At 61.5% G+C, this 12,308-nt stretch carries 12 protein-coding genes; 9 read left to right on the top strand and 3 right to left on the bottom strand.

What is annotated here, in order from left to right; translation table 11 throughout:
* Positions 1-115: 115 nt before the first annotated feature.
* From NKJ20_RS17905 to NKJ20_RS17885, 5 genes are all read left to right on the top strand, one after another.
* A complete protein-coding gene (locus NKJ20_RS17905; protein ID WP_352745776.1) occupies positions 116-937 on the top strand; it encodes an enoyl-CoA hydratase in 822 nt (273 codons plus the stop codon).
* A gap of 9 nt (positions 938-946) precedes the next feature.
* Positions 947-1,369, top strand: coding sequence for a VOC family protein (locus NKJ20_RS17900; protein ID WP_352702557.1), 423 nt, complete (start codon positions 947-949; stop codon positions 1,367-1,369).
* A 76-nt stretch (positions 1,370-1,445) separates the two neighbouring features.
* Positions 1,446-1,967, top strand: a complete 522-nt coding sequence (locus tag NKJ20_RS17895; protein WP_352542616.1) for a CoA-binding protein — start codon at positions 1,446-1,448, stop codon at positions 1,965-1,967.
* Positions 1,968-2,154: 187 nt separating this feature from the next.
* Positions 2,155-3,435 (top strand): O-acetylhomoserine aminocarboxypropyltransferase, encoded by a 1,281-nt coding sequence (locus NKJ20_RS17890; RefSeq protein ID WP_352745774.1) that lies wholly within the window; start codon positions 2,155-2,157, stop codon positions 3,433-3,435.
* A gap of 5 nt (positions 3,436-3,440) precedes the next feature.
* Positions 3,441-3,791: a cupin domain-containing protein gene (locus NKJ20_RS17885; protein ID WP_352646533.1), complete on the top strand. Its 351-nt coding sequence runs from the start codon at positions 3,441-3,443 to the stop codon at positions 3,789-3,791.
* Positions 3,792-3,949: 158 nt separating this feature from the next.
* Here NKJ20_RS17885 and NKJ20_RS17880 read toward each other — a convergent pair whose 3' ends face one another.
* A complete protein-coding gene (locus tag NKJ20_RS17880; RefSeq protein WP_352745772.1) occupies positions 3,950-5,407 on the bottom strand; it encodes an LVIVD repeat-containing protein in 1,458 nt (485 codons plus the stop codon).
* Positions 5,408-5,516: 109 nt separating this feature from the next.
* On the opposite strand from NKJ20_RS17880, the gene NKJ20_RS17875 reads away from it, so the two are divergent.
* Positions 5,517-6,431, top strand: coding sequence for a LysR family transcriptional regulator (locus tag NKJ20_RS17875; protein WP_352745769.1), 915 nt, complete (start codon positions 5,517-5,519; stop codon positions 6,429-6,431).
* Positions 6,432-6,592: 161 nt separating this feature from the next.
* On the opposite strand, the gene NKJ20_RS17870 is transcribed toward NKJ20_RS17875, so the two are convergent.
* Entirely contained in the window at positions 6,593-7,840 is a 1,248-nt protein-coding gene (locus NKJ20_RS17870; RefSeq protein ID WP_352745766.1) for a cytochrome P450, read from the bottom strand.
* Positions 7,841-7,936: 96 nt separating this feature from the next.
* On the opposite strand from NKJ20_RS17870, the gene NKJ20_RS17865 reads away from it, so the two are divergent.
* Positions 7,937-9,028, top strand: coding sequence for an NAD(P)/FAD-dependent oxidoreductase (locus NKJ20_RS17865; protein WP_352745763.1), 1,092 nt, complete (start codon positions 7,937-7,939; stop codon positions 9,026-9,028).
* 4 nt (positions 9,029-9,032) lie between these two features.
* Here NKJ20_RS17865 and NKJ20_RS17860 read toward each other — a convergent pair whose 3' ends face one another.
* The gene (locus tag NKJ20_RS17860; RefSeq protein WP_352745760.1) at positions 9,033-9,623 is read right to left on the bottom strand and encodes a hypothetical protein; all 591 of its coding nucleotides are present in this window, start codon (positions 9,621-9,623) and stop codon (positions 9,033-9,035) included.
* Positions 9,624-9,970: 347 nt separating this feature from the next.
* Here NKJ20_RS17860 and NKJ20_RS17855 point away from each other — a divergent pair, with 347 nt between their 5' ends.
* A complete protein-coding gene (locus NKJ20_RS17855) occupies positions 9,971-10,600 on the top strand; it encodes an ATP-dependent Clp protease proteolytic subunit (protein ID WP_023674655.1) in 630 nt (209 codons plus the stop codon).
* A 304-nt stretch (positions 10,601-10,904) separates the two neighbouring features.
* Positions 10,905-12,179: an ATP-dependent Clp protease ATP-binding subunit ClpX gene (gene clpX / locus NKJ20_RS17850; RefSeq protein ID WP_352449349.1), complete on the top strand. Its 1,275-nt coding sequence runs from the start codon at positions 10,905-10,907 to the stop codon at positions 12,177-12,179.
* Positions 12,180-12,308: the final 129 nt, after the last annotated feature.

Genomic DNA, 12,308 nt, shown 5'->3' with positions numbered 1-12,308 from the left:
CGGACATCTGCATACGCGACACCCCAATCGCCGACGCGCACGAGGGAGTTGGCCGAAGCGCGACGGCATACTAGATTAGTCCATCATCGATCCGGAATCGCGGAGGAAGGACCCCATGGCCGAAATCGTTGCCATCAAACCTGCCGTTGCCGAAGGGCCCGTCGTCTCCAGGCTGGACAAGGGCGTGCTCCGTCTGACGCTCGCCAATCCGCCGGCCAACGCTCTTTCGCTTGCAGTGATGGCGGCGCTGATGACGGAACTCGACCGCGCCAAGGCCGACAAATCCGTCCGCGTCATCGTCCTTGGGGCGGCCGGCAAAGTGTTCTGCGCCGGACACGACCTCAAGGAGTTGAGCGCGCACCGCGCCGATGCCGATCGCGGCAGGGCCTTTTTCGAAAAGACGTTTTCCGCCTGCGCTTCACTGATGCAGGCGATCGTTCGCCATCCTAAGCCGGTGATCGCCGAAGTCGACGGCCTGGCGACGGCGGCCGGATTGCAGCTGGTCGCCAGCTGCGATCTCGCCATCGCCTCGCACGAGGCGACCTTCTGCACGCCTGGCGTCAATATCGGACTGTTCTGCTCGACGCCGATGGTGGCGCTGTCGCGCAACGTCTCGCGCAAGCACGCCATGGAGATGCTTTTGACCGGCGAGACGATCGATGCGGCAACCGCCAAGGAATTCGGCTTGGTCAACCGCGTCGTGCCGCGCGAATATCTGAATCAGATTGTCACCAAATACGCGCAAACCATTGCGTCCAAATCCTCCCTGGTCGTCAAGATCGGCAAGGAAGCCTTCTACGAACAGGCAGAAATGGGGCTGGCCGAGGCCTATGATTACACCGGGCGCGTCATGGTCGAGAACATGCTGGCGCGCGATGCGGAAGAGGGCATCGGTGCCTTCATCGGCAAGCGCAAGCCGGAATGGCCGGAGGAATAGGAGGCGGATATGGAACCGCGCATCTCCATCATCACCATAGCTACCGACGATCTCGACCGCGCGGTGCGCTTCTATGAGGCGATGGGCCTGAAGCGCCATGCCGGGATCACCGAGGGCGTTGCCTTCTTCCAGATGGGCGGCGCCATTCTCGGCCTGTTCCCGCGGCAAAGCGCCGAAGAGGATTCGGGCGTGACCTTCAGCAAGGCACCTTCGGCCGTCTACCTTGCCTACAACACCCGCTCTGACGCCGAGGTCGACGAAGTGCTTGCGGCGGCTGAGAAGGCCGGCGGCAAGATCGTCAAGCCGGCCGGGCGCGCCTTCTGGGGCGGCTGGTACGGCTATTTCGCCGATGCGGACGGGCATGTCTGGGAAGTCGCGCACAATCCCGCTTTTCCGATCGCGGAAGACGGATCGATTTCGCTGCCGGGCTGACGACGTTCTCCCTGGCCCATTGCAAGCCACTTGCTCGGCTGTTGGCACCTCACTCCGAAGCGCTGTATGACGAGGCATGAACCACGACGCCTACGACAACGCCTATATCGCCGGCATTCTCAATTCCGTGAAGACCATCGCCATGGTCGGCGCGTCGGCCAACGATGTGCGGCCGAGCTATTTCGTGCTGAAATATCTGCTCGGCAAGGGGTTTTCGGTGTTCCCGATCAATCCCGGCCAGGCCGGCAAGGCGATTCTGGGCCAGATGACCTATGCCAGGCTCGCCGACGTTCCGGAACCTGTCGATATGGTCGACGTGTTTCGCGCTTCCGCTGCCGTGCCGGGCATTGTCGACGAGGTGTTGCGGCTCGATCCGCTGCCGAAGGTCATCTGGATGCAGCTTGGCATACGCCATGACGAGGCGGCCGCACGCGCCGAAGCCGCCGGCATCAAGGTGGTGATGAACCGTTGCCCCAAGATCGAATATGGCAAGCTGTCCGGCGAGATCGGCTGGACCGGCGTCAATTCAGGCGTGCTGTCGTCGAAGAAGCCGCTGATGCGGCCGGGGTTCCAGAGTTTCGGCGTTCGCCAGAAGTAGGTAATGAATGGTGAATGGTGAATAGAAGGATTTTTCTGGAAGGCGGGCAAGGCGGCATATGAGCCGCTTGCAATCAGGGTGGGGCTGGCCGACTTTGCCATTCACCATTCACCATTCACCATTCACCATTCACCATTCACCATTCACCATTCACCATTCACCATTCACCATTGAGGGAGGTTTTTCGATGGCCCGCATGCCCGGTTTCAATACGCTCGCCGTCCATGCCGGCGCCAAGCCGGATCCGGCGACCGGCGCACGCGCGACGCCGATCTACCAGACCACCTCCTTCGTCTTCGACGATGCCGACCATGCCGCCTCACTGTTCGGGCTGAAGGCGTTCGGCAACATCTACACCCGCATCATGAACCCGACGCAGGCGGTGCTGGAAGAGCGCATCGCGGCACTCGAAGGCGGCACGGCAGGCCTTGCCGTCGCCTCCGGCCATGCCGCGCAGGTGCTGGTCTTCCACAACCTGATGCAGCCCGGCGACAATTTCGTTTCCGCGACAAAGCTTTACGGCGGCTCGATCAACCAGTTCGGCCACGCCTTCAAGAATTTCGGCTGGCAGGTGCGCTGGGCCGACACCAACGATATCTCGACCTTCGAGAGTCAGATCGACGACAGGACCAAGGCGATCTTCATCGAGAGCCTGGCTAACCCTGGCGGCGTCTTCGTCGATATCGAGAAGATCGGCGACATCGCCCGCAAGCACGGCCTGCCGCTGATCGTCGATAACACGCTGGCCTCCCCCTACCTGCTGCGGCCGATCGAGCATGGCGCCGACATCGTCGTGCATTCACTGACCAAGTTCATCGGCGGCCACGGCAATTCCATCGGCGGCGCCATTGTCGACGGCGGCACCTTCGACTGGTCGAAGTCGGGCAAATATCCGATGCTGTCGGAACCGCGCCCCGAATATGGCGGCCTCGTCCTGCACGAAACCTTCGGCAATTTCGCTTTCGCCATTGCCGCCCGAGTGCTCGGCCTGCGCGATATCGGCGCGGCGATTTCGCCGTTCAACGCTTTCCTGATCCTGACCGGTCTGGAAACCTTGCCGCTCAGGATGCAGCGCCACTGCGACAATGCGGCGGCGGTCGCCGGATGGCTCTCCAACCATCCCAAGGTCGCCTGGGTTTCCTATCCCGGCCTGCCCGGCGACAAGAACAACGCGTTGCAGAAGAAATACTCGCCGCTTGGCGCCGGCGCGGTGTTCACATTCGGGCTGAAGGGCGGCTATGCGGCGGGCATCAAGTTCGTCGAGGCGCTCGAACTGTTCTCGCATCTGGCCAATGTCGGCGACACCAAGTCGCTGGTCATCCACCCGGCATCGACCACGCATCGCCAGCTTTCCGACGAGCAGAAGATCAACGCGGGGGCAGGGCCGGACACGGTCAGGCTTTCGGTCGGCATCGAGGACGTCAACGACATCGTCGCCGATCTGGAACAGGCTCTCGCCAAGGTTTGATCGCCATGACCACGCCGAAATTTCTGTCCGTCGGCGTCGACACCGTCGAACCGGAACTTGGCGCACCAGCGCCGGATCGCCTGATTTCGGGCGATCCGAAATTCCGCACCTGGAATGTCGAGGAACAGGACGGCGGCCTCTATGCCGGCGTCTGGGAAGCAACGCCCGGCAAATGGCGCATCGAATATGATGAGTGGGAGTTCTGCCACATCCTGTCAGGGGTTTCGGTGATCGCCGAAGACGGCGGCGATGCGCGCACCGTCAGGGCAGGCGACAGTTTCGTGCTGAGGCCGGGCTTTAGAGGAAGCTGGGAAGTGCTTGAAACGACGCGCAAGGAGTATGTAATCAAGCTTTGATCTCGCATGGCGCCGGACTTTACAAAAGCCATCGATGTCCGTGTCGGAAAATCCGTATCGGCTCATCATGTCGCGGTGCCATGAAACTTTCCCAGCGAATCATGACTGCCTCCGCTTCCGCGCTCCGACTAAGGCTTCATTCAGGGTGAATGTGACCGTCACGTTCGATCCGTTTCCGGCCGCGGGCCGGTGTAGCGGAGAATCCAGAGCCCCAGGTTCTTGTCAGTTATGTAAATGAAGCCGCGCCGGTCCACGACCACGTCCTCGGTCTGAACAACCAGCTTGTCTTCCGGCATAGGGCCGTAGCGTCGGACTGGCTCCGGCGGGATGAAGTAGCCGACCTCGCGCGGAAGCCGAGTATTTGAGACGTCATAGACCCTGAGCCCAGCGTTGAAGTGCGCGATATAGAACAGATCGCCTTGTTTCTGGACATCGGGATGATGCTGGTGGTGGTTGATGTTGTGCGGTCCGCGCCAGCCGCCACGAGTTGTGAAATCCGAATAGGGAGCGCCTTCGGGTGGCACTGGTTCGGGCAACAGCGACAGCAGAAAGGGTTCACTGGAATCGGAAATATCGACGATCGAAGCGTGATGCATCGGACCAAGTCCATAGGTGACGTTCTCCGAATTGGCGAAGGCAATGCCGCGCTCTGGAATCGGCAGCACGCTATGCACACCGAAGCGCGAATGAAACGGAGGGCTGAAGCTCAGGCCGCCGACCTGCCTCGGCTGGGAGACGTCGCTAATATCGAGCACAACGATTCCCGCCGCACCATAAGGCAAATAGACAAGATCGCCAGTGACATAAGGCGGGCCGTGCAGCGAGACATCCTCGCCCGTGCTGGCGCAGAAGGCGCCGCACATGCATTGCGGCTTCAGTCGCAACCGGTAGCGATCGGCGGTCTCCTGGTCGGCGGCGGGCTTCGCAGCCGCAAAGCTCTCGCCGCCGGCCTCGTGCTGGCCCGGCACCCACCAGCGTCCGGCTTCGCGCGGATTCGAGCGATCCGAAATATCGAGGATGACGTAGATGTTGCCCCTGTAACCCGGCATGCCGGCGGCAAGGTGGACATAACGTCCACCGGGATAGAGGTTGCGATGCGTGCCGTTTCCGCCGGTGCGGTAGTGACTGAGTTGTTTCAGATTGATGGGATCCGCGATATCCCAGATCAGAACGCCTTCGCCGAACGGTGCGTCGGGGTCACCGCCGAAATTAGCAAAGGGCTTTTCGAGGGCGGTCACCATCGTGTCGCCGGACAAATCTATTTGTAGAGTCCAAGTATTCGTGCCGAGATAGGGCACGAACTTGACCGTCTCGGGCTTGGCCGGGTCGGTCACGTCCACGATGCTCCAGCCGGAGTGCCAGAAGTGCCCAGTGTAGAGATACCAACGTTCGCCAACCTGCCTGATCGCCATTTTGAAGGCTGGGCGATGATCGAGATCGGTATAACCCACTGCTTCGACATTGTGGGCGAAAGCGCCAGGGGGCGCTGGCGACGAAGCTGGAACGGGTTGGGCAAGGGCCTCGCAGACAAGACCGGATTGAGATGTCGCGGCGATCGTCGCGCCGATGAGCGGCACTTTCAGCATCTGGCGGCGTGAAATCTCGGAATTTTTCAAAGCGCGTCTCCCGGATTTTGCAGCTTTCCGGATTTTGCAGATTCCGATACTTTCCGTCCAATATCGTTTGAGCCATGGGTAATTCTATTTGGGAAATTAAAGGCTGAAGATGAACCACAAGCTGATGCAGTCCTTCATGGCCGTCGCCGAAGAGCTGCATTTCGGGCGCGCGGCAGCGCGCTTGCATATCTCACAGCCGCCCCTGACAAAGCAGATCCAGCAACTGGAACAGGCGATGGGTGTGCGCTTGCTGGAGCGCACCAAGCGCAAGGTCGAACTGACTGCGGCGGGGCGTGTGTTCCTTGATGAGGTTAGGGCCGTGCTTCACCAGACAGAGCAGGCGGTGGAGCTTGCTCGCAAAGCCGATCGTGGCGAAACCGGCCATCTTGCTGTCGGATTCATCGACGCGGCTATCTACAGTGTGGTGCCTTCTGTCGTCCAACGCTTCACCAAGCGCTATCCCGAGGTCGAGTTGAGCCTGACCGACCTGCGCATTCCCAATCAAGTCAGGGCAGTGGCCGAACGCCAGCTCGATATCGGTTTTGTCCATCCTCCCGTCGTTCACGAGGCATTGAGGGTCGAAAGCATACTGGTCGAACCCCTGATCGTGGCCTTGCCGGAAACGCATCGGCTGGCCTCGGAAGCAGAGGTCGCGCTGGCCGACCTGGCCTCCGAAGCGTTGATTCAGTTCCCGCGCAGCATCAATCCATCCCTCTATGACGAGATCGTCGGGCTGTGCCGTTCATCCGGGTTCAGCCCGAGGATCGTTCGAGAAGCAACGCCCAAGCAGACAATCATCGGACTTGTATCCGTCGGGCTGGGCGTCTCGTTGCTGCCCGCTTGTCTGCAAAATTTGCGCCGGCACGGCGTCGTTTATCGCCCCATCCAGGGACGAACCTTGTCCATCGACACTTCAATCATCTACCGGCATGAACAACCCTCGCCGGTGCTGAAGGCCTTCCTCGACATCGTCCGCGAGACGACGCAAAAAGATTCAAATCCCGTCTCTCTTCAAGCTTCATGACCGAATTTCTGTAGGCATCCGGGATTGTTAGTGTGAGGTCTTGCTTCCGGTAGCTTCATCGTTCGATCGGCGATTATTTGGCACTCGCGACCTTGAGATGTTACCTATTTGACCGGAATTCGCCGGAGCCGGCTTTCGAAGCCTGTCGTCGGAAGCCGTCCTCAGATTCTGATGGCAAGCGTTTCCAGCCCGTGGAAATGATACGTGTCACGGAAGCGCGGCTGTTCGGCCATTTGGAGCCGCGGCAGGCGTTCGAACAAGGTTTTCAGCGACACCTGCAGTTCGAGCCGGGCGAGCGGCGCGCCGATGCAGAAATGGATGCCGGCGCCGAACGATACGTTCTTCTGGTCGGCACGGTCCGGCCTGAAGGCGAGGGGCTCGGCAAACGCAGTAGGGTCGCGATTGGCCATGCCGAGCAACAGCCCGATCGTCTCGCCCGGCTGGACGATGATCCCCGGCCCGGCCTCGACCTCCTGATAGGCGTAGCGCGTGAACATGTGCAGCGGCGCGTCGAAGCGCAGGCACTCTTCGACCGTCGCGGCTGTTGCTTCCGGTGAGGCGAAGAAGCGGCGCGCGTCGCCGCCTTGCGCAAGGATCGAGCGCACCGCATTGCCGGTCTGGTGGACAGTTGCTTCATGGCCGGCATTGAGCAAAAGGATGGCCGAGGATACCAGCTCGTCCTCCGACAGTTTCTGGCCGTCCTCCTGTGCCGCAATCAGCAGCGACAGAAGATCCTCGCCCGGCCTCTTTCGCCGCTCGGCGACGTAGCCGCGCAGAAAATCGGAAAAGTCGCGCGCGGCGCGATTGGCCGTGTCCTCCGTCTCGCGGGTGCGGCCATGCATGTACATGGCGACCATCCGATGCGACCAGTCGAGCAGCTGCGGCCCCATGTCGACCGGCACGCCGAGCATCTCCGCAATGATGGTGATCGGCAAGGGAGCTGCGAATGCCGGCAGCAGGTCGACTCCTCCTGGTTCGAAACGGTCGATCAGTTCGTTGGCCAGCGCCTCGACACGTGGCCTGAGCCGCTCGACCTGGCGCGAGACGAAGGCGCGGTTGACCAGCGTTCTGAGCCGTGTGTGGACAGGCGGCTCCAGCTCCAGCATCGAATTGGCCTCGATGCCGTCGAACGCGCTGAGGTGCGTGCGGTCCTGACCGATGCCTCGGCTGTCCGGAATGCCGGCCGGGTTCTGCCGGCCGAAGCGGCGATCGCGCAGCAGCCGGTTGACGTCGTCGAAGCCGCCAAAGCACCAGAAACCAAACTCCTCCCAGAAGAAGGCGTTCAATGCGCCATGCAGGAAGGCATAGGCTTCGTAAGGGTTCTGGAAAAAAGCCGGTTCGTGCGGATCGAGCCGCAGGCGGCGGGAGGCTGGATCAAAGGCAAGATAGGGCGGCTTCAATTCGGTCATGCCAGATCATTAGCGCGGCTTGCCAGTCTGGTGCCAGACCGTATGTTGGCCCTCCCGTGAGGTGAGCCGCCGAAGCGGTTGCGGAAGGACGGTTTCATGAATGTGATCGTGGTCGGTGCGGGCATTGCCGGGCTTTCGACGGCGTGGTCGCTGGCCAAGGCCGGTCACCTCGTCTCGATCGTCGAGCAGGGACCAATCCCCAATCCGCTCGCCGCCTCCGGCGACCATCATCGCATCATCCGCCGCGCCTACCGGGCCGGAACGGGCTATGGCCGGCTGATCACCGAAGCGTATGAAGCCTGGGATGAGATGTGGGCCGATCTCGGTGAAAGCCATCTCGATCCGCGCGGCTTCATCTGCATTTCGCGCCAGCCGGGCGATGAGGCCGAGGAATACCGCGAAGGCATGGAAGCCGGGAACTACCCGTTCGAATTGTTCGAGCCGGATGCCGCGGTCGAACGCTGGCCGTTCCTAGAACCTGGTTCATTCCGCTATGCGTATTTTTCGCCGGACGGCGGCGCGCTGCACTGCCGCAAGATCGCTGCCGGCCTCGCCAGGTGGCTGCGCGCGAACGGCGCCAATGTCTACGAAAACAGCAAGGTGGTCGAGATCGACGCCGAGGCCGGGCATGTCGTGCTGGCGGGCGGCGAAACGATGCAGGCCGACCGGATCGTCGTCGCTGCCGGCGCCTGGGTGCTAAAACTGTTCCCGGAGCTGGATGGCGAGCTGAAAACCTGGCGCACCGCGCTCGCCTATGTCGAACCGCCGGCGGACCTGAAAGCGGTCTGGCAGGCAGCACCGGTCGTCCTCAACATTGGCGGCAGCGTCGACGGCTACGTGATCCCGCCCTCCGGCGGCGCCGGCATGAAATTCGGCTCGGGCCTGCACAGGGTGCCGACCAGCGATGCCGACTGGAACCGCCAGCCGGTGCCGGGCGAGGTTGAGGCGATCCGCAACCTGTTTTCGCCGCCGATCGCTCGTATCGAGGAATACAAGGTCACCTGCGCCTACACCTTCACCGCCGACGAGAAATTTCTGGCCCACCGGAAAGGCAGATGCCTGGTCGTCTCGGCCTGCTCCGGCCACGGCTACAAGTTCGGCGCGGCGGTCGGCCGGCGTGTTGCGGCCTGCGTCGGCAATGGCGATGTCGACGGCCTGAAGATATGGCTCAGGGCGGAGGGCGCCTGAGCGCCTAGTATCGGCAATGCCTCGGAATATGCACGCGCCGCCAGCTGGATGAGCCCTCCCTGACCACCACGCGGCGAGCTACTGTCTGATAAGACGCAGGAATGTCGATGATGCGCCGTTGCTCCGGCCGCACGAGAACCTCTTCGGCGACGCCCTCGTACTCGGCGGGGAGGACAACGCGCCGCCGGCGTTCCGGCTCAACCACGACGATTTCGGCCACGCGTTCATAGCGCGCCCTGTGCCTGACCTTGCACAGCACCTTGCGGCCATGAATGATGCGCCATTCCCAGGAATAGCCGCCGTCATCGACCCTCACGGTGCGGTAGATGGTGCGGGTGATGGCGGGCACGATCTCGTAGCTGACGCGCGCCGGCGCGATCTGCACCACGCGCTCGCGCGTCCCGTAGATCGGCGCTTCATACTGCACCTGCTGGCCGGCTGGGCTGACGAGCACATCCTCGTAGACGGTGTCGTAGACGGCCGGCCGATTGACCTGCTCGTAGCATTCGACCGCGTGTCCGCCGGCGGCCGTTTCGGATGCCATGCCGAGGACGGTGATGCCGGCAAGGGCCAAGGAAGCAGTTTTCCTGATCATCGCACTCCCCCTGTTTGAACTGCGTGAAGCGAGTTCAACGTTGGATTGTAGGGTAAGCCGTGGCCGGAAAAAGCGGTTTCACCACTTTTCGTTAAGCGATGCGGTTAAGAAACTGCTAAACAACGGCCAAGCATGAGCGCCCCTTCCCACGGCAGGAGAGGGGCTGCCGGCACGGCGACAGGCGAAACTGGTTTGGAAACCTTGATTCGACTTAACCGGATGGCTAGGAGAGGCGGCCTTGCGCTAGGGTGAGCCGGCATCCTATTTACACAATAACGATCCAGAACCGATTCTGCCCGATTGCAAATCTCCGGCGCCGGAATCCCATCCTCAAAAAGGGATAGTCCATGAAGAACCCCGTCGAAACCTACATGAACCTCGTTCCGATGGTGGTCGAACAGACCAATCGCGGCGAGCGGGCCTACGACATTTTCTCGCGGCTCCTCAAGGAGCGCATCATTTTCATCACCGGCCCGGTCGAGGATGGCATGGCGACGCTGGTCTGCGCGCAGCTGCTGTTTCTCGAGGCCGAGAATCCGAAGAAGGAAATCAACCTCTATATCAACTCGCCCGGCGGCGTCGTCACCTCCGGCATGGCGATCTACGACACGATGCAGTTCATCAAGCCTGCCGTGTCGACGCTCTGCATCGGTCAGGCCGCCTCGATGGGCTCGCTGCTCTTGACGGCGGGCCACAAGGACATGCGCTTTGCCACGCCGAACGCCCGCATCATGGTCCACCAGCCTTCCGGCGGCTTCCAGGGCCAGGCTTCCGACATCGAGCGCCATGCCCAGGACATCATCAAGCTGAAGCGCCGCCTCAACGAGGTTTACGTCAAGCACACCGGCAAGAGCTACGATGAGATTGAAAAAACGCTCGACCGTGACCATTTCATGACTGCCGACGAGGCCAGGGATTTCGGCCTCATCGACAAGGTCATTTCGTCACGTGAGCCGGTCGAAGGTATTGCCTTATAGGCCCGCGGTGGCCCCGCGGTGGCAATGAGTGGCGGGATCACGCGCTTTTGGCGCAGCTTGCGGCATTTCGGCCACAATTGGCTGTTCCCTCGACGGGTGCAATTGCCTACGTTAAGGCTATGTTGATTTTCGACGGCTTAGCTTTGCGTGGGGTTGTTCGAATCATTGCCCCGTTTTCCGATTTGTGTTTCGTACGGAATGCGTTGCGGGAGCCGGGGCACTGGCGGCAGCGGATTCCCGCGATAGATTGAATATGCGCCCTTTCAACCAGACCATCGGCGGGCGGCCATGAAAGGACAGGAAAATGAGCAAGGTCGGCAACAACAGCGGTGATTCCAAGAACACGCTTTATTGCTCGTTTTGCGGCAAAAGCCAGCACGAAGTGCGCAAGCTGATCGCCGGGCCGACGGTGTTCATCTGCGACGAATGCGTCGAACTGTGCATGGACATCATCCGCGAGGAGAACAAGACCTCGATGGTGAAGTCGCGCGAGGGCGTGCCGACCCCACAGGAAATCCTCAAGGTTCTCGACGACTACGTCATCGGCCAGCCTTACGCCAAGCGCGTGCTGTCGGTGGCCGTCCATAACCACTACAAGCGCCTCGCCCATGCCGGCAAGAACAACGACGTCGAACTGGCGAAGTCTAACATCCTGCTGATCGGCCCGACCGGTTGCGGCAAGACGCTGCTGGCGCAGACGCTGGCCCGCATCATCGACGTCCCCTTCACCATGGCCGACGCGACGACGCTGACCGAGGCCGGCTATGTCGGCGAGGATGTCGAGAACATCATCCTGAAGCTGTTGCAGTCGGCCGACTACAATGTCGAGCGCGCCCAGCGCGGCATCGTCTATATCGACGAGATCGACAAGATCTCGCGCAAGTCGGACAATCCCTCGATCACCCGCGACGTCTCGGGCGAGGGCGTGCAGCAGGCACTTTTGAAGATCATGGAAGGCACTGTCGCCTCCGTGCCGCCGCAGGGCGGCAGGAAGCATCCGCAGCAGGAATTCCTGCAGGTCGACACCGCCAACATCCTGTTCATCTGCGGCGGCGCTTTCGCCGGCCTGGACAAGATCATCTCGGATCGCGGCAGGAAGACCTCGATCGGTTTCGGCGCCATCGTTGCTTCGCCCGAGGATCGCCGCACCGGCGATGTTTTCCGCCTGGTCGAGCCTGAGGATCTCTTGAAGTTCGGCCTCATTCCCGAGTTCGTCGGCCGTCTGCCTGTCCTGGCGACGCTGGAGGACCTCGACGAGCCGGCGCTGATCCAGATCCTGACCGAGCCGAAGAACGCGCTGGTCAAGCAGTACCAGCGGCTGTTCGAGATGGAGAATGTCGACCTGACCTTCCACGAGAACGCGCTGTCGGCGATCGCCAAGCGCGCCATCGACCGCAAGACCGGCGCGCGCGGCCTGCGTTCGATCATGGAAGCGATCCTTCTCGACACCATGTTCGAACTGCCGGCGCTGGAAGGCGTGCGCGAAGTGGTTATTTCGGAAGAGGTGGTGTCAGGCAACGCCAGGCCGCTCTACATCTATTCCGAGCAGAAGGAAAAGAAAGGCAACGTCAGCGCCTGACGTGAGCCGGCAATGGATTTTTCTGAAACGGCGCCGCAGGGCGCCGTTTTGCTGTCACACCGCGTCATCGCTGCGGATTGGAGGGACGGACCGTGTTGACCCTTGATCTTTACCCCCTGTGCCTCCAAC

This window comes from Mesorhizobium sp. M0185, assembly GCF_040322175.1.
GTDB lineage: Bacteria > Pseudomonadota > Alphaproteobacteria > Rhizobiales > Rhizobiaceae > Mesorhizobium.
This window is presented reverse-complemented; position numbering and strand designations above follow the sequence as displayed.